This is a genomic window from Kitasatospora sp. NPDC001095 (assembly GCF_053598615.1).
Genome location: NZ_JBSFKQ010000005.1, coordinates 177621 through 195239, shown reverse-complemented (window position 1 = coordinate 195239; position 17619 = coordinate 177621). Strand labels below are relative to the sequence as shown.

16 protein-coding genes are annotated in these 17619 nt (G+C 73.8%); 5 read left to right on the top strand and 11 right to left on the bottom strand.

Annotated elements, in window-relative coordinates; all coding sequences use genetic code 11:
- Positions 1-349: 349 nt before the first annotated feature.
- The 3 genes from ACWDBB_RS07550 to ACWDBB_RS07540 form a co-directional block, all read right to left on the bottom strand.
- Positions 350-562, bottom strand: a complete 213-nt coding sequence (locus ACWDBB_RS07550) for an MbtH family protein (RefSeq protein WP_392872619.1) — start codon at positions 560-562, stop codon at positions 350-352.
- Between the two features lie 76 nt (positions 563-638).
- The gene (locus ACWDBB_RS07545) at positions 639-797 is read right to left on the bottom strand and encodes a hypothetical protein (RefSeq protein ID WP_449788668.1); all 159 of its coding nucleotides are present in this window, start codon (positions 795-797) and stop codon (positions 639-641) included.
- Between the two features lie 180 nt (positions 798-977).
- On the bottom strand, positions 978-2291 hold the full coding sequence (locus tag ACWDBB_RS07540; RefSeq protein WP_449788667.1) for an IS256 family transposase: 1314 nt from the start codon (positions 2289-2291) through the stop codon (positions 978-980).
- 338 nt (positions 2292-2629) lie between these two features.
- On the opposite strand from ACWDBB_RS07540, the gene ACWDBB_RS07535 reads away from it, so the two are divergent.
- The 3 genes from ACWDBB_RS07535 (at position 2630) to ACWDBB_RS07525 (ending at position 7314) form a co-directional block, all read left to right on the top strand.
- A complete protein-coding gene (locus tag ACWDBB_RS07535; RefSeq protein ID WP_449788666.1) occupies positions 2630-3613 on the top strand; it encodes a LuxR C-terminal-related transcriptional regulator in 984 nt (327 codons plus the stop codon).
- 568 nt (positions 3614-4181) lie between these two features.
- Complete coding sequence (locus ACWDBB_RS07530; RefSeq protein ID WP_449788665.1) at positions 4182-5603, top strand: APC family permease; 1422 nt, start codon at positions 4182-4184, stop codon at positions 5601-5603.
- A gap of 73 nt (positions 5604-5676) precedes the next feature.
- Complete coding sequence (locus ACWDBB_RS07525) at positions 5677-7314, top strand: amidohydrolase (RefSeq protein ID WP_449788664.1); 1638 nt, start codon at positions 5677-5679, stop codon at positions 7312-7314.
- Between the two features lie 85 nt (positions 7315-7399).
- Here ACWDBB_RS07525 and ACWDBB_RS07520 read toward each other — a convergent pair whose 3' ends face one another.
- From ACWDBB_RS07520 to ACWDBB_RS07510, 3 genes are all read right to left on the bottom strand, one after another.
- A complete protein-coding gene (locus tag ACWDBB_RS07520; protein ID WP_449788663.1) occupies positions 7400-8107 on the bottom strand; it encodes a TetR/AcrR family transcriptional regulator in 708 nt (235 codons plus the stop codon).
- A 94-nt stretch (positions 8108-8201) separates the two neighbouring features.
- Positions 8202-9560 carry a helix-turn-helix domain-containing protein gene (locus ACWDBB_RS07515; RefSeq protein ID WP_449788662.1) on the bottom strand — a complete coding sequence of 453 codons (1359 nt, stop codon included), beginning with the start codon at positions 9558-9560 and terminating at the stop codon, positions 8202-8204.
- 103 nt (positions 9561-9663) lie between these two features.
- Complete coding sequence (locus ACWDBB_RS07510; RefSeq protein WP_449788661.1) at positions 9664-10437, bottom strand: DUF4232 domain-containing protein; 774 nt, start codon at positions 10435-10437, stop codon at positions 9664-9666.
- Positions 10438-10777: 340 nt separating this feature from the next.
- Between ACWDBB_RS07510 and ACWDBB_RS07505 the strand changes: the two genes are divergently transcribed.
- Both ACWDBB_RS07505 and ACWDBB_RS07500 read left to right on the top strand, forming a co-directional pair.
- Positions 10778-11092, top strand: coding sequence for an antibiotic biosynthesis monooxygenase family protein (locus ACWDBB_RS07505; RefSeq protein ID WP_449788660.1), 315 nt, complete (start codon positions 10778-10780; stop codon positions 11090-11092).
- Positions 11093-11195: 103 nt separating this feature from the next.
- Positions 11196-11606, top strand: a complete 411-nt coding sequence (locus tag ACWDBB_RS07500) for an ArsR/SmtB family transcription factor (protein ID WP_392919885.1) — start codon at positions 11196-11198, stop codon at positions 11604-11606.
- 168 nt (positions 11607-11774) lie between these two features.
- Here the strand turns inward: ACWDBB_RS07500 and ACWDBB_RS07495 are convergent, their stop codons facing one another.
- The 5 genes from ACWDBB_RS07495 to ACWDBB_RS07475 form a co-directional block, all read right to left on the bottom strand.
- Positions 11775-13157, bottom strand: a complete 1383-nt coding sequence (locus ACWDBB_RS07495; protein ID WP_449788659.1) for an ABC transporter ATP-binding protein — start codon at positions 13155-13157, stop codon at positions 11775-11777.
- Between the two features lie 14 nt (positions 13158-13171).
- The gene (locus ACWDBB_RS07490) at positions 13172-14983 is read right to left on the bottom strand and encodes an ABC transporter permease (RefSeq protein WP_449788658.1); all 1812 of its coding nucleotides are present in this window, start codon (positions 14981-14983) and stop codon (positions 13172-13174) included.
- 108 nt (positions 14984-15091) lie between these two features.
- Positions 15092-15307, bottom strand: coding sequence for a hypothetical protein (locus ACWDBB_RS07485; RefSeq protein WP_449788657.1), 216 nt, complete (start codon positions 15305-15307; stop codon positions 15092-15094).
- Between the two features lie 84 nt (positions 15308-15391).
- On the bottom strand, positions 15392-15781 hold the full coding sequence (locus ACWDBB_RS07480) for a winged helix-turn-helix domain-containing protein (RefSeq protein WP_402400731.1): 390 nt from the start codon (positions 15779-15781) through the stop codon (positions 15392-15394).
- A gap of 94 nt (positions 15782-15875) precedes the next feature.
- The gene (locus ACWDBB_RS07475; protein ID WP_449788656.1) at positions 15876-17525 is read right to left on the bottom strand and encodes an NRAMP family divalent metal transporter; all 1650 of its coding nucleotides are present in this window, start codon (positions 17523-17525) and stop codon (positions 15876-15878) included.
- Positions 17526-17619: the final 94 nt, after the last annotated feature.

Below are 17619 nucleotides of genomic sequence, written 5' to 3'. Positions count from 1 at the left end.
ATGCCGGGGCCGTACGGCGGGGGTGGGGTGCTGCGGTGGCTCGCGAGGATGAGGCGGCTCGCGGTGGTGCCAAGGCTCGCGGCGGTGCGGTGCGGTGCGGTCCGTGCCGCAGTGGTGCGGTGCGATCCGTGCTGTGGGTGGTGCCGGCGGCCGGGGGAAGGGCCGGGGAGCGGCCGGGTGAGCGGCGGCTCGGGCGCGGTGCTCCGCCGGGTGAGCGACGGGCTGCTCCGCGTTTCTTCTCCGCGGTCGGCGCAGAGGCGGTGTGGCCGGGTGAGCGGCCGCTCGGCGGGGATCCCCGTACGGAAGCCGGGTGTTCAGCCCTCCGACGGTCGGTGGGCGGTGGCCGAGGTCAGTGCTCGGACAGCTGCGCGATCAGGCTCTTCGGCCGCAGGTCCTGCCAGTTCTGCTCGACGTAGTCGAGGCAGTCCTGCCGTCCGGCGGCACCGAACACCTGCTGCCAGCCGGCGGGCACCGGGCTGAAGGCCGGCCAGAGCGAGTGCTGGCCCTCGTCGTTGACCAGGACGAGGTAGCTGGCCTCGGGGTCCTCGAACGGGTTCGCCATCGTCGGTTCCTCTCTGATCAGGTCTGTTCGGAGCAGTGCGAGAAGGTGAGGATCGGGTGGTCGACGGAGCCGAGGCTCACGGACCCCAGCCGGAGTCCCCGCAGAGGGAGTCGTGGGCGGTGAGGGAAACCACGGACAGGCGCGGCCGGTCGTGGAGTCGCAGGCCCACCACGGCGACCGGTCGAACGGTGCGCATCCCGGGCATCTTGTGGACGCGGACGGCAAGGCTTGGCATCGCGAATTCCTCTTCCTGAGGAGGGCGGTCTGCCCTCTTCGCTCTGGAACGCATCCTGCCGAAGGCCCAAACGTGCTTGGAAGCTCTCTTTGTGATCGTGAACACGCAATGCGGGAACCGGAAGCCCGGGCAGATCGTGTCAAAAACAGACAGACATGATCCAACCCCCGCCTGGCTCTGTCAGATCAGTGGTGGGAGCCGTGCGGAGACGGGCACCCCGGCGCGCCGCAGCGAGCCCCGGCGCAGCTCCCCGCGGACGGCGGGCCAGTCCTCGACCCCCGGCCGCCCCGCCCCGGCCGGCGACTCCAGGGCGAGCGTCGCCAGGTAGGCGCGCTTGAGCGCGGCCCGTTCGTCCTGCACCCGGCCCGCGGACTGCTCGATCCGGCGCAGCCGGGCGTGCAGCCGCTCCAGCGCGCCTCCGCCCGTCAGCAGCCGCCGCGCCTGCGGGCCGAAGCGGAAACCGGGCGCCAGCAGCGGCCAGCCCGAGCGCCACACCCGGAACACCTCGCGGTGGCTCGGCCCCCACTGCCGCTCGGCCTCGGCCAGCCGCTCCAGCGCGGCCGCCTCGGTCGCCGCCGTACAGGTCCCGCGCAGCGCCCGCGACAGCGCCGCCCAGTCCTCGCCGGGCGCGTGCCGCAGCGCCGCGTGCAGCAGGTGGGCCACCGAGCCGTGCACCACGGTGCTCGGCCACTGTTCGGCCGCCGCCTCGGCCAGCGCCGCACCGGTGCCGCCGACCAGCACCCAGACCTCTCGCACTCCGCGCTCGGCGAGCCCGGCCAGCACCTGCGGCCACTGCTCCCCGTCCGCGGCCGGCCACAGGCCCAGCACCTCGCGCCGGCCCTCGACGGAGACCCCGAGCGCCAGGTGCACCAGCGGCCCGCCCGAGCGGCCGCTGCGCACCGAGTCGACGAAGACCACCGGGTAGACCGGGTCGAGCCGCCGCCCGCGCCGCTCGGCGAGCTCGTCGAGCACCTGGTCGGTGATGGCCGAGACGGTCTCCCTGCTCAACTCCACCCCGTACACCTCGGCCAGGTGCGCCACCAGCTCGCCCGAACTGAGGCCCCGCGCGGTCAACGAGATCACCAGCCGGTCGAGCCCGGGCAGCCGCCGGGCCCGGGGGAGGACGGCCTTGGGGGTGAAGCTGCCCTCGCGATCCCGGGGCACCCGCACCTCGACCGGGCCGATCTCGGTGAGCAGCCGTCTGGCCCGGGCGCCGTTGCGGCCGTTGGTGCCGGGACCGGGCCCGGAGCCGGAGCCCGACCCGGAGCCGGGGTCCGAGCCGGAGCCGCGCAGGTGCTCCTGGAGTTCGAGCTCCAGAGCACCCTCGATCAGCTGCTTGGCGAAGGCCTGGAGGATCCCGCCGTCGCCCAGCAGCCGGACCGCGCCGGAGCCGACCTGCGCGGCGGCGGCCTCCGCGAACTGTCGTACCAGGCGCTGGTCCACCAGGCCGGCGAGGGCGGCGGGCGGTGTCGCTGGGTCGGAATCAGCTCGCAACTGGGGGTGCCTTCCGTCTGTAGGCCGTTCCACGCGCCGACCGCCCGCTCCGGGCACCCCGCCGGGGCGCCAGGTGCGCTGCGCCGGCAATCCCCCGGGTCACCGCTGCCGGGCGCGGCCGTGATCGTGACCGCCACCGTCGGCTCCCCCTCCTGCGTGCTCACCCGACTACTGTCAGCCGATGATTTCCGCGCCCATTGGGCGTACACTCACGGCTGTCGGAGCCCGGGGGGCGGCGTCCGAACGGCAGTCACCTCCATCTTGCCGGTTCTGATGCCTGGCGGTAGCCGGTACGGGCATTCGTGAAACCGCAATGCCGAAGCCGGAAGGATGCCCAGATGTGCCCAACCCAGGACAACTGCGCGGAAAGGGGAACACCCCAGCTCTGCGACCGGGGCATCGAGTTCTACCGCACGGCGCTGGCCGAGGGGGAGGCGACCGGCGAAGCCCCCGAATGCCTGCTCGCCATGGGGCTGCTGCGCCCGCTGCCCGGCTCCGGTGACCGGCTGGCCCCCGTCCCGCCCGACATCGCCGTCACCGGGTTGGCGCGGCCGCTCGAACTCGCCGTACTGGAGCACCAGGAACGGCTCGCCGCGCTGCACACCTCCTTCCACGCCGCCGAGCACGCCTACCGCGACGTCATGCGACGGGCCAAGCTGCCGATCCGGCTGCTGGCGGGCGAGGAGATCAACCCCGCGCTGGAGAAGGCCGTCGCCGCCTGCTCCGAGGAACTGCTCACCGCCCAGCCGGGCGGCGGCCGCAGGACCGAGCAGCTCGCCGACGCGCTCCCGCGCGACCTCGCCCTGGCCGGCCGGGGCGTGCGCCAGCGCACCCTCTACCAGCACACCGTGCGCTCGCACGGCCCGACGCTGGCCTACATCGAGCAGGTCACCGCCCAGGGCGCCCAGGTGCGGACCCTGAACGAGGTTTTCGACCGGGTGATCATCTGCGACCGCACCACCGCCTTCATCCCGGCCGGCGCCGACCGCGAGGCCGCCGCCATGCTCATCGAACTCCCGCCGCTCGTCGAGTACCTGCTCAAGATCTTCGAGCTGATGTGGGAGCGCGCCGAGCCCGTCACCTACCAGCAGGGCCACCACCGCCCCCGGCTGCTGACCGCCCGCACCCGCCAGAACGTCCTGCGCCTGATGGTCAACGGCTACACCGACGAGGCCATCGCCTCCCGCCTCGGCATGAGCACCCGCACCGTCTCCAGCCACATCCAGAAGGCCAGCGAACTCCTCGGCAGCCGCAGCCGCGGCCACCTCGGCTACATCATCGCCCGCCAGGGCGTCCTCGACGAGCCCCTCGACGAACTCTGACGAGGAGGCAGCCGGCCCGGGGCCTGGAAACGCCGCCGCCATCTCGTAGGTGACGAGGACGATCGGGTAGGCGTTGTCGGCCTTGGTGCCGTAGTCGAGGGAGGGCGCGAGGTCGCCGTCGGTGCCGGCCACGGTTGAGGAGGCGGTGGTGGCTTCGACGGGCTTGGCGGCGCCGGTGGAGATCCTGGCGCTCTTCAGGTTGTTGACCTGGGCGTAGGACGGCTCCGCGTAGCCGATGGAGTTCTTGACCTGCTTGATCTGGGCGGAGACGCCGGCGCTGCCGTTGGCGGACTGGCCGTCCTTGCCGTTCCAGGCCTTGCTCAACCGGGGGCGGTCGGCGCGGAGCGCGACGGCCGGCGCACGGGTGCGCCCTTATGACAACAGCATTGACGTGTGCGGGCGCCGCCGGTTTCATGGCTCGCACTTCCCGCCCGGGTCACCCCCTCCGACCGGTGCGGGAGCTCCCCCCACACGCGCACCCCACTACCAAGGCGGTGATCCGTTGGCATCGACGGTGAAGGACACGGGCGGCAGTCCGAGAGCGGACGCACGAGCCTCCCACGTCGCGATGCGACAGTCGCTCGGCCTGCTGGACGGAGCGGCGATCGCCGCCTCCAGCACGGCCGCCACGAGCAGCATCGGGATCGGCCTGGGCCTGATGGCCGGGGTGGTCGGCCTGCACCTGCCGGCGATCATGCTGCTGGCCTTCCTGCCGGTGCTCGCCATCGCCGGCGGCTACGGGCGGCTGAACGCCGTCGATCCGGACGCGGGCAGCAGCTACCGCTGGGTCGGCCGCACCCTCAGCCCCTGGCTGGGCTTCCTGACCGGGTGGGTGAACACCGTGGGGACCGTGGTCTTCATGGCGTACACCACGACCGTCACCGGCTCCTCGGTCATCCAACTGCTCGACCAGGCCCACCTGCGCAGCGTCGCCGGCCTGCGGCTCGACGCCGACTCGACCGTCCAGTGCACCCTGCTCGGCCTGGTGGTGCTGGTGGCCGCCGCACTGGTCGCGGTGCGCGGGCTGGAGCTGGCGGCCCGGCTGCAGAAGGCACTGCTGGTCTTCGAGTACGCCGTGCTGCTCGGCTTCTGCGGCTACGGGCTGTTCGCCGGGGACCAGCCGTTCTCGCTCCAGTGGTACAACCCCTTCGACATCCCCTCCTTCGACGCGGTCGCGCAGGGCATGGTGCTCGCGGTCTTCTGCTACTGGGGCTTCGAGTCGGTGTTCAGCGTCGGCGAGGAGGTCCGCGACCCGCGGGACGCCTCCCGGGGCGGCCTGATCGCCCTGGTGGTGATGCTGCTGCTCTTCCTGCTCGCCGGCACCGCGTTCCAACGGGTGCTGCCGTTGGACGAGTTGGCCGACAACGGCGCCCACGGGCTGACCTACTTCGGCACCAAGCTCGCCCAGCAGCCGCTGGCCGCACTGCCGTTGATCGCGCTGATGTTCTCCGCGGTGGCCTCGCTGCAGTCCTCGGTGATCCCGACCGCGCGCGGGATGTACGCGATGGGACGTGACCGGGTGCTCGGCCCGGTCTGGACCCGGCTGCACCCCCGCCACGCCACCCCCGCCGCCGGAACCCTGCTGATCACCGGGATCGCCGTCCTGCTGGCGCTCTGCTCGGTCGCCATCCCGACCGTCAACGACCTCATCTCGGCCGCCGTCAACGCCATCGGCATCGTCGTCGCGCTCTACTACGCGCTGACCGCCGTCGCCGCCGCCGTCCGGTTCCGCGGCCTGCTGCGCACCGCCCCGCTGGAGGGGCTGCGCGCGGTGGTCGGACCGCTGCTGGGCGCGGCGGCGCTGCTCGCCGTCGGCGGCTACCTCGCCTGGACCTTCTACGACTCCGCGGACCACTTCGAACTCGCCGCCGACAACGGGTGGTTCGAGCTGTCCGTGGTGATCCTGATGATCGTCAGCGGGCTGCCGGCGGCGGCCTGGGCCCGCTGGCGGCGGCGCTCGCCGTACTTCCTGGGGGAGACCTCCGGGTAGGACCCGTACGGCGCATGACGCGTGAAGCACGAAGCACGACCAAGCACGACCACCCGAGAACGGAGCACCACCCATGACCGAGGCCGATCTGGTCTTCACCCACGGCCCCGTCCACACCGGCGACGCCGCCCGCACCCGGGCGAGCGCCCTGGCCGTGACCGGCGAACGGATCACCGCCGTCGGGCACGACGAGGTCCGGGAGCTGATCGGGCCGAGGACCGAGGTCGTCGACCTCACCGGCAAGCTGCTGCTGCCCGGCTTCCAGGACGCCCACATCCACGCGGTGGGCGGCGGCGCGGAGCTGGCGTCCTGCGACCTCACCGGCACCGTCGGCGTCGACGACTACCTGGCGCGCATCCGGGTGTACGCCGAGGCGAACCCGGAGCAGGAGTGGATCACCGGCAGCGGCTGGTCGATGGAGAGCTTCGAGGGCGGCCTGCCCACCCGGCACCTGCTCGACTCCGTCGTCCCCGACCGTCCGGTCTACCTCACCAACCGCGACCACCACGGCGCCTGGGCCAACACCCGGGCGCTGGAACTCGCCGGCCTCACCGCCGACACCCCCGACCCGGCCGACGGCCGGATCGAGCGCGAGGCCGACGGCACCCCCGGTGGCACCCTCCAGGAGGGCGCCACCGCCCTGGTCGCCCGACTGATCCCGTCCTCGACCGCCGCCGACCGGCTCGACGGACTGCTGCGCGCCCAGCGCCTGCTGCACTCGCTCGGCATCACCGGCTGGCAGGACGCCCTGCTCGGCGAGTTCAACGGCATGCCCGACCCCTCCGACGCCTACCTGGCCGCCGCCCGCTCCGGCGCGCTGACCGCCCGGGTGACCGGCGCGCTCTGGTGGCAGCGCGACCGCGGCGCCGAGCAGATCCCCGAACTCGTCGGGCGCCGCGCCGAGTTGAGCTACGGGCGGTTCCGGGCCGGCTCGGTGAAGATCATGCAGGACGGCATCGCGGAGAACTTCACCGCCGCGATGACCAGCCCGTACCTGGACGGCTGCGGCTGCGCCACCGCCAACACCGGCCTCAGCTTCGTCGACCCGGCGGCGCTGCGCGGGTACGTCACCGAACTGGACGCGCTCGACTTCCAGGTGCACTTCCACGCGCTCGGCGACCGGGCCGTGCGCGAGGCCCTGGACGCCGTCGAGGCCGCCCGCACCGCCAACGGCCGGCGCGACACCCGCCACCACCTCGCCCACCTCCAGGTGGTCCACCCGGACGACCTCCCGCGCTTCGCCCGGCTCGGCGCCGTCGCCAACATCCAGCCGCTCTGGGCCGCCCACGAGCCGCAGATGGACGAGCTCACCATCCCCTTCCTCGGCCCCGAACGCGCCGCCTGGCAGTACCCGTTCGGCGCCCTCCAGCGGGCCGGCGCCACCCTGGCGGCGGGCAGCGACTGGCCGGTGAGCAGCCCGGACCCGCTGGCGGGGCTGCACGTGGCGGTCAACCGGATGGAGCCGGAGGCCACCGACGGGCGGGTCTTCCTGCCCGAACAGCGGCTCGACCTCTCCTCCGCGATCGCCGCCTACACGGCCGGCAGCGCCCACCTGAACGGGCACGACGACGCCGGGGTGCTGGTGGCCGGGAACCTGGCCGACCTCGTCGTGCTCGACCGCGACATCCTCACCGGGCCGCCGGAGGAGATCGCCCACGCCCGGGTGCTGCGGACGTACGTCGGCGGGGAACTGGTGCACGCGGCGCAGTGAGCCGGCCCGGGGCCGGAACGGCCGTCGGTGGTGAGCCCCCGGGCTCACCACCGACGGCCGGCCGCGTTCCCGCGCGCCCTCGTCCTCAGTCGCCCGCCGCCCGCAGCCGGGCCTCGGCGGCCTCCAGCAGCAGGTCCAGGGCGTACGGGTACCCGCTGCGGCGCATGTCGGTGGTGAGCAGGTGGGCGGTGGCCGCGATGTGCGGGTGGTCGGCGGCGTCGAGCCGGGCGTAGGAGCCCTGCCAGACGTGGAGGTCGGCGTTCTGGGCGGCGGCCGGGAGGGCGAGCGTGGCGGCGTCCAGGGCGGCGAAGCCGAGGCTCTGGTCGACGAAGGCGTGGTAGATCCGGACGGCCTCGGGGTCGGGGAAGCCCGCCGTGCGCAGGACGCCGAGGATCGCCTCGACGGCGGCGATCTCGTGGGTGCGGCCGGTGGTGCGGTGGGCGGCGAGGATGGCGGCCTGCGGGTGGGCCTGGTAGCTGGCGTGGATGCGCAGACCGATGGCGCGCAGGTCGGCGCGCCAGTCGCCGGTGGGTCGCCAGCCGCGCTGGGCACGGCCGATCAGTTCGTCGGCGATGGCGAGCAGCAGGTCGTCGGTGCTGTGGAAGTAGCGGTAGACCGCGCTGGGGTCGGCGCCGAGGGCCGCGCCGAGCCGCCGCACCGTGAGCGCCTCGGCGCCGTGTCCGCCGATCAGCCGGATCGCCGTGTCGACGATCAGTTCGGCGGACAGCACCACGCCCTGCTTGGTGGGGCGGCGCCGGCGTCGCTGCGGTTCGGGCACTACGCGGTCGGTCATCCACCGAGGTTATGCCAACACCGTTGACATGGACCAGAGGGCGGATGACGTGTCCGGAGGGCGGGCACCTTCCGCCCCCGGCCGGCGGTCGGGCTCAGCCCTCGTCGTGGTCCGGGGCCCAGGCGGTGCCGTTGTGGAAGTAGGTCGGCGCGCCGTGCCTGCCCACGGTCCGGAACGGCTGCTGGTCGCCGAGGCCCACCCGCATGGTGCCGCTGCGGCCGTCCTTGCCGGTCCACACCAGTTCGAGGAACCAGCTGACGTCCTGGGACCGGGTGGAGGCGTCCACGTCGATCACCTGCGGGTCGTTGGCCGAGATCCGGTACGGGAAGTCCGTCGTGGCGGTCTTCCGTTCGCCCTCCTTGCCCGGGACGGGGACGGCGCGCGGCGTGGCCGCGTCGAGGTCCACCGCGAAGGCCGCCGGTTCGAGCCCGCCGCCGCAGCCGGACCCGGGCGTGTAGGCGTTCCACTTCGGTGCGGGCCGGGTGCTGACCACCTGCACGTACATGGCGTTCAGCACGACGGTGTCCGAGTCGGCGCCCAGGGCGGTCAGCTCGATGCGCAGGTGTCCGGCGGGCACCATGCGCTGGGAGGCCGCCCAGCTGTCGATCCGGCCGGAGGACGACGGGGGCGGGGTCACCTGGGCGGGGGAACGGGCGGAGAGGAACCACTGGCTGCAGAGGCTGCCCCAGTTGTTGTTGAGGACACTGACGTGGAACGGCGGGGGGAGCTCCTCGGGGATCGCCGAGGCGGTCGCGGACGGGGTGTCCGCGGCGGCGGGGTCCGAGGGGGCGGGCGGAGCCGGGGCGTCGGTGGGCGCGGTGCCGGCCGCCGCACCGGCGGCGACGGGCGGTGCGGCAGCCGAGGGGGCGGAGGTGCGCGGGGTGCCGCCGGCTTCGCGCAGGACGAGGCCGGAGACCACGGCGGCCAGCACGGCGACGGCGGTCGCGCTCAGCAGCACCCGGGTGCGGGTGCGGGTGCGGCGGCGCGGCCCGGCGGGCGGGGCCGAGGGGGTCGCGCTCGTCACCTCCGTTCCCTCCTCAGGTAGGGCGGCTGACGGCCGGTCGGGCCCGGCGGCCGGCCGAGGCTCCGGCCCCTGGCCGGGTTCCTGGCCGGGCGTCGGATCAGGTTCGGGTTCCGACTGGGCCTCCGGCCGCGGTGCGGGCGCCGGTCCGGTGCCGGCCGGGGTGCCCGCGGCGGAGGACTCCCGGCGGCGGGCCGCGTCGGCCAGGATCCAGCGGCGGTGCAACTCGACCAGTTCCTCGGCGCCGGCCCCGCAGACCCGGGCCAGCCGTTCCACCGGCGCGTACTCGGTCGGTACGGCGGCGCCGTTGCAGTAGCGGTGCAGGGTGGAGGTGCTGACGTGCAGCCGAGTGGCCAGGGCCCCGTAGCTGCGGCCCGAACGCTCCTTGAGTTCGCGCAGCATCGCCGCGAACTCCTCGGTCTCCACACTCATTCGCTGCCCTTCCCCCCACCCCGGGCCGGCCCGGGATGCCGTCGATCCGCGGATCACCGTACCGGTCACCGTACCGGGAGCGGGGGGAGCGCGACGCAGCAGGTCAGCTCCGGCCGGCCGTCTCGGTGGAGGAGGCCGCGTCGGCGACGTTGTCCCGGTACAGGCCGACCTTGGGCTGCTTGCCGACCTTCGCGCCGGCGCCGAGCGGGAAGGTCCGGGTGTCGGAGTTGGGCATCTGGTCGTCGGCCAGGACGTTCAGCTGGTCCACGTCGGCCACGCTGCCGCTGCCGGGGTTGAGGTCCACCACCGCGTAGGTGCTCTTGCCGGGGGCCAGCGCGTGGGCCGGCGGGCCGCCCAGCCCGCCCGGAACCAGCGGAGTGAGGTCGCCGCCGTGGTCGGGGGCCTTCGAGCTCCCGAGGTTGACGAGCGGGTAGTAGCTCAGACCGCAGTAGGTGCCGCCCTGGTTGTGCACCTCGATCACCCGCTGGTCGGGCGACCCGGTCCTGGTGGTCACCCTGACCGTCAGCTTGTCGGCCTTGCAGGAGTGGGTGTAGGCGTAGGCCTCATCGCCACCGGCCGCGGCCGCGCCGCCCGTGGCGGGGACCACGGGGGTCTTGGGGCGGGCCGTGCCGGCTCCGGCGGGAGCCGCCGGGGCGGGAGCAGCGGCCGTCGGCTGGGCGGCGGGGGCCGCCGGAGCCGGGGCCCCGGGAGCGGGGGCGGCGGTGCCGGGCGAGGCGGCCGAGGCGGACCGGGCGGGCTTCGCCGCGTCGCCGCCGCCGTCGGGCCCACAGGCGGTCAGGGTGAGGGCGGCGCCCAGCGCGAGGGCGGCCGGGACGAACAGGGCACGGCGGGCGGACACGGCACGGCGAGCGGACATGGAGGTTCCCCCGTAACGGATCGCGGACGGAGCCGCGGATGAAGGAGTGGACGGGGCGGCGGGCCATCGGCACCGGCCGCTGGGCAGAACTCTGGTCCGCCGTCCGCCCGGTCCGCCAGGCTTCCCGGCCAGGCCGGGACACCGGAACGGTTCCACGCCCTCTGACCTGCGGTTTCGTGCCCGCCTGGAACGGACTTCCGGAACGTTCCGCAGGCCCTTCGCGGGGGCCGGGGCGGGAACGGAACCACCGGGGACCGGGTGAACCGCGTGAACCGGGGGAACTGCTGTGTCGTCAGATGTCATCAGCCGGAACTGATGGGAGACAGAGATGATTCTGGTCGTGTTCAGGTCGCGCTTCTCGGAGCAGGTCGACGGCGACTACCGGATGACGGACGACCACCTCGCCGAGAAGGCGCGGGCGGTCTACGGCGACGACCTCGTCCGGGTCAAGAGCTACGAGGCCGAGGACGGCGAACGCCTGACCCTGGTGTGGTGGCGCAACCCGGAGACGCTGGCGCAGTGGCGCGCCGACCTGGAGCACCGGAACGCCCAGCAGCAGGGGCGGGACAAGTGGTACTCGTTCTACGAATTGAGCGTCACCGACGTGCTCCGGACCAGCTCGACCCTGGAGCCGGAGGCGTACCCGGCGCGCTGACTCCGGCGCGAAAGCCCGGCGCGAACGCCCGGCGCACGCCCCGGGGCCGCCGTCGGATCTTCCCGGCCCCGGGCGCGCGGGCGCACCTCGGTACGATCCCTGTATGGGTGGTGCGCGGGATGAGGCCTGGGACGCCGAGGCGGCGGAGCGGGCGGTGGCGGTGCTGAAGGCGGTGGCGGACCCGTCGCGCTACCGGCTGCTGTGGGCGCTGAGCGGCCGGGAGCTGCCGGTGAGCGAGCTGGCCGAGCTGTTGGGGGCGCACGTGGCGGCGACCTCGCAGCACCTGGCGAAGCTGCGGGCGGCCGGACTGGTGGTGGCCCGGCGGGAGGGCACGCGGATCTTCTACCGGGCCACCGAGGTGCGCGGGCTGCTCACCGAGGCCGCGCTGATCGCCCAGGACCTGCCCGACCGTCGCGACGGCGGCGACGACGGAGCCGCTCCGGCCGGTGCGACCGCCCCGCAGCCCTTCGCCCGCGCGGCCCGCGCGGTGCGCCGCCGCCCGGCGACCGGATAATCGGCGGTCCGGTCCGGCCACTCGGTCGCGGCGGCGGTTCCGAGGAAGGAGCGCCTGTTGTCCGACATCGCTGTGGTTCCGTCCGGTCGACGTGTCGGCACGACGGGTGCGCCTGGGTTCGCCGCTACCGCCGGCCGCCGGTCCGTACGCCCCCCGGTCCGGGAGCCGCTACTGCAGCCGGTACTCCTGCCGGTCGGCGTCGTACGCGAAGAGCCCCGCGTAGCGGCCCCAGTCGGTGGCGGTCTCCAGTTGCCGGTCGGTCTGCTCGACGGTGTAGTGGCGGCCGAGCAGGTCGCGCAGGAAGCCGGTGCGGACGGTGGCGCCGGGCCGGCCGCCGAGGCTGTTGGCGATCAGCTTGACCAGCGGGACCTCCAGGGCCGCGGCGGCGAACACCGCGCGGGAGTCCTGGGCGTCGGCCCCGGCGTAGGCGGCGCCGGTCTCGGTGAGCAGCAGGTCGTCGCCGTGGACCTCGGCGAGCCCGAGCAGGTCGAGCGCGTCGACCTGGGGGAGCAGGTCGTCGATGTCCAGGCCGAGTTCGTCGGCGAGCCCGGCCAGGTCGCAGCTCCCGCCGCGGTGGGCGACCGTCTCGGCGAGACCGGAGAGGCCGTCGACGCTCGCCGGGGGTAGCGGGGTGCTGGCGACGGTGCGCCGATCGGGGTCGGGGTCGTGGCCGGTGCGGCCGGCCGGTCGGGTGTCCATGGGCCGGCCGGTCATGATCCGGTACACCCGGTCCACCAGTTCGTCGAAGGCCGCCGATTCGCGGTCCCGCGGCCGCTCCAGGGCGACCTCGACGGTTTCCCTGATGGTCCCGTACGGGCGGGCGCCGAGGACCACGACGCGGTCGGCCATCAGCACCGCCTCCTCGATGTTGTGGGTGACCAGGACGACGGCCCGGGTGGGGAACTGGCCGGAGTCCCACAGCTCCATCAGCTCGCCGCGCAGGTTCTCGGCGGTGAGCACGTCGAGGGCGGAGAACGGCTCGTCCATCATCAGCACGTCCGGTTCGACGACCAGCGCCCGGGCGAAGCCGACCCGCTGGCGCATCCCGCCGGAGAGCTCCTTGGGGTAGGCGGACGCGAAGCCGGTCAGCCCGATCAGGTCGATGGCCTGGGCGGCGGCCCGGGCACGCTCCCGGGGCGGCACCCCGCGGGCCTCCAGGCCGAGCTCGACGTTCTGCCGGACGGTCAGCCAGGGCAGCAGCGCGAAGGTCTGGAAGACCAGCGCGGTGCCGGGGTTGGCACCGGTGAGCGGGGTGCCGCGGTAGCGGACGGTGCCGGAGCTGGGCGGGATCAGCCCGGCCAGGCAGCGCAGCAGGGTGGACTTGCCGGAGCCCGAGCGCCCGAGCACGGCGACGATCTCGCCGGCCCGCACGGTGAGGTCGATGCCGGAGAGCACCGGCAGTTCGCCGGCCGCCCCGGCGTAGGCCTTGGTCAGGCCGACGGCCTCCAGCAGCACCTCCTCGTCCCCCTCGGGAACGGGAGCGGGGCCAGGAACGGGAACGGGAGCGGTGGGAACGGCGGTGGTGGCGCGGAGGCGGAACGGGAAGCGCATCGGCGGACTCCGGACTACAGCGAGTAGCGGCGCTCGGCCAGCCGGTACAGCCGGCGCCAGAGCAGACGGTTGAGGACGACGACGTACAGGCTCATCACCGCGACCCCGGCGAGCAGGCGCGGGTGGTCACCGTGCTCGGCGGCCCGGGCGATGTACGCGCCGAGGCCGGTCGCGGTCAGCGTGGTGGAGCCGAAGGTGACCACCTCGGCGACGATGGACGCGTTCCAGGCGCCGCCCGAGGCGGTGATGCCGCCGGTGACGTACGCCGGGAAGACCGCCGGGATGATCAGCCGCCGCCAGCGCTGCCAGCCGCGCACGCCGAGGTCGTCCATCGCCTCGCGCAGGTCGGTGGGCACGGCCATGGCACCGGCGATGGCGTTGAACAGGATGTACCACTGGGAGCCGAGGGCCATCAGCAGGATGCCGCCGAGGTCGATCGACACTCCGGTGCGCAGCAGCAGCCAGACCACCAGGGGGAAGAGGAAGTTGGCCGGGAAGCCGGCCAGCACCTGGACGACGGGCTGGGCGATCCTGGTCAGCCGGGGCGAGAAGCCGATCTTCACACCGATCGGCACCCAGACCACGGTGGCCACCGCGACCAGCACGAGCACCCGGGCGAGGGTGGCCACGCCCAGCAGCAGCGGCTCGCCGAAGACGCCGAGGCCGGTGCGGTCGGCGAGGTAGCGGCCCAGGTCGAGGACGCCCCACAGCACGATGCCGCCCGCGACCAGGGCGAAGGCCACGTCCCCGGCCCGCCGTCGGCCGGGGCGGGCCGCCGGCGGGCGGGCGGCGGTGCCGAAGACCCGCCCGACCCGGTTCAGCACCCGTCCGGCCGGGCGCAGCGCCCCGCCGAGCGCGGCGGGCAGCCGGGAGCGGCGCAGCAGGTCCAGTACAACCGAGCGCTGCACCTCGGTGGCCTCGGACTGCTCGTTCTTGAAGCGCTCGGCCCAGGCGGTGAGTGGCCGCCAGAACAGGAAGTTGACGCCGATCACCAGCACCACCATGGTGGCGATCGCCCAGCCGACCCGGCCGAGGTCCCCGGCGGCGATGGCCGCGCCCGCGTACGAGCCGACCCCGGGCAGCGCGTACCGCCGGCCGTCCACGGTGATCGCCTCGGAGGCGACCAGGAAGAACCAGCCGCCCCCGAAGCCGAGCATGCCGTTCCAGACCAGGCCGATCATCCCCGAGGGCAGCTCGACCTTCCAGAACCGCGTCCACCGGCTGAACCCGAACGAGCGGGACAGCTCGTCGAGTTCGCGCGGCATCGACACCAGCGCCTGGTAGAAGGCGAAGGTCATGTTCCAGGCCTGGGAGGTGAAGATGGCGAACACGGCGGCGCACTCGAGGCCGAGCACCGAGCCGGGGAAGAGCGCGAGGAAGCCGGCGACCGCGACGCTCAGGAAGGCGAGCACCGGCACCGACTGGAGGATGTCCAGCGCCGGGATCAGCACCCGCTCCAGCCGGCGGCTGCGGGCGGCGGCGTAGGCGTAGCAGAAGGTGAAGACGACCGAGACGGCGAGCGCGGCGAACATCCGCAGCAGCGAGCGCACCGCGTCGTACGGCAGCCGGGCCGGGTCGGTGTCGACGGCCGCGTCCCGGACGGCGGAGAACCGGACGGAGCCGCCCTGGCCGAGCCGCAGCACCAGGTAGAGCAGCACCAGGACGGCGGCCGCGACGACCAGGTCCACCCACACCCGCCCGCCGAGGAGGCCCGCCGTCCGGACGGGCGACAGGCCCGCGGACCGGCCGCCGGGCAGCGGGCTCCGGGAGCGGCCGCCCGGCAGCGGGCCCCGGGAACGGCCCGGGGCGGGCTTCAGCAGGGTCATGGCGGTACCTCCGGCGCAAACCCGGGCAGTCTGCTCCCTCGGTACGTCCGTATGCAAACCCGTCCCGCATGTCGTACCGCATGGCGTACCGCCCCGGGGCCCGTCCGGCTAGGGCCTGCCCGACGACTGCCGCCGCCCGCTGCCGGCCAGCAGCAGGGCGAGCAGCAGCCCGGCGACCGAGGCGCCGACGAGCGCGCCGGACAGGAACAGTCGCGGCGGGTGGGGCGCGAGGCCGACGGCGAGGCCCTCGATGGTGATCAGGAGCAGGACGCCGCACAGCGCGGTGCCTCTGCCGGTCCGGGGGAACAGGACGGTTCGGGTCATCGCGGGGCCCTCCTTCGACGGGTGTCGTGTCCTCTGCGGGACGGTCAGGCGGTCAGGCGGTCAGGCGGTCAAGTGGTCGGGCGGTCAGGCCGTCCGGGCCAGCCGGGGGTCGTACTTGTAGCCGATCTGCCGGACGGTGGCGATCGCCTCCCGGTGCCCGGGCCCGAGCTTGCGCCGGATCCGGGCGATGTGGGTGGCGACGGTGCGGGAGTCGCCGGTGTCGGTGCGGCCCCAGACGTTCTCCATCAGCTGGCGCCGGGAGTGCACCCGCAGCGGGTTGCCGACCAGGTGGGCGAGCAGTTCGAACTCCAGGTACGGCATGGTGACCTGGCGGCCCTCGACGGTGACGGTGCGCTGCTCGGTGTCCACCACCAGGCCGGGCGCGGGGAAGGGGCGCGGGGCCGGGCGCCGGTTCGGGGCGGGTGCGGGGTGGTCCGAGAAGAGGGCGTCGAGCCTGGGGTAGCGCAGGGCCATGGTGGTCGGACTCCTTCGGGGTCGGGGCGAGCGGGGTGGACGTCGGGGCGGACGGGGGCGGCGGGGGCGGCGGTCCGCCGGCCCGGCCCGCGGCTCAGTGGTCGAGTGCGGTCTGGACGATCTTGACGACGACCATCGCCATCGCGAGCAGCAGGTAGGCGCGCAGCGCGCCCATGCCGACCTTGCGGGCGGTGGACATCACCGGCTTGTCGAGGGTCTCCAGCGGGGGCATCCGCCAGTTCTCCCGGCCGGTGCGGTCGACGGGGTCCTCCTTGGTGCCGCGGCGCCCGGCGGTGAAGGAGTACCCGGCGACGAGCACCCCGGCGACGCCGCAGCCCGCCATGATCCACAGGATGGCCCCGGAGCTGATGTCCGGCCAGACCACAGCGGCGGTGAGGATCAGCGAGAGCATCACCAGGACGCCGACCACCGCCGAAGTGAAGGCGTTGGTCCTGGGGCCGTTCACCCAGGGGCCGAGCACGGCCCGGTCGTTGCAGAGCAACAGCAGGAAGACGGTCGCGGACGGCAGCAGCACCCCGGCCAGCACCTGGACGAACTGGGTCATCAGGCCCTGGGTGTAGTCGGTGGAGAGCAGCGTGATCGCCGCCGCCGCGACGACCAGGCCCGCGTAGATCCCGTAGAAGCCCTTGGCGCCCTTCACCCCGCGGTGCAGCGAGTGCCTGATGCCGAAGACGTCGCCGATCGCGTACGCGGTGGACAGGGAGACCGCGAAGGCGCCGATGATCGAGGCGTCCAGCAGCGCGACGGCGAACAGCACGCCGGCCAGGTGTCCGGCCTTGTCCTCGATGCCCCTGGCGACGGCGGCCGCGTCGGAGAACCGGCCGAAGCCGTCGGTGCCCGTGAAGGCCGCGGCGGTGAGGCCCATCATGGCGGCGGCGCCGACGATGACGATCACGATGCCGATCCAGAGGTCGGCCTTCTCGTACTTCATGAAGCGGGGGGTGATCCGCTTGTCGATGACGTAGGACTGCTGGAAGAACAGCTGCCACGGGGCGACGGTGGTGCCGACGATGGAGACGATGACCAGCATCACGGCGGCGAGTTCGCCGGCGCCGCCGGGCATGCTGGGCACGACGAAGTCGTGGGCCAGCTGCGAGGTCCTGGGGTGGATCATGAAGTAGATCGGGACCAGCAGCAGCGAGCCTATGCACAGGGTGACGGCGACCCGCTCGAAGCGCTGGAAGGAGCCGGTGAAGGCCGAGGCGATGATGATCCCGGCCGCCAGCACCACCGAGGCGACCTTCGGCAGGCCCAGGTACCCGGCCGCGAGCGTCACCCCGATGAACTCGGTGACCAGTGTCAGGGCGTTCAGCAGGAACAGGTCGATGACGCTGAAAGCGCCCCAGAACTTGCCGAAGCGCTCCAGGATCAGCCGGGCGTGGCCGACGCCGGTGACGGCGCCCAGACGCAGCACCATCTCCTGGTTGACGTAGAGCACCGGGACGAGCATCAGCAGCGTCCACAGCAGCTTGGTGCCGTAGTTCTGCCCGGCCTGGCCGTAGGTGGAGAAGGCGCCTGCGTCGTTGTCGCCGACCATCACGATCAGGCCGGGGCCGACGATCGCGAGCAGGGTCTTCAGCCGCGCCGACAGGCCGTGGCGCGGGGTGTCGTCGTCGAGCCTGATGGTGCCGAGCGCACCCTTGATGTCGCCGACGTGCGCGTCGTCGAGGACGGCCGAACGCGGCTCGGGGACCGTGGAGTTGAGAGTGGCGTGGGTGGTCATGAGGTTTCCTCCCTGGGCCCCGGGCAGGCGGGGCGGGTCGGAGGCAGGCGGCAGCGCTCCCTGCAGGCGGGCACGGCGCATCGACCCGCGGTGG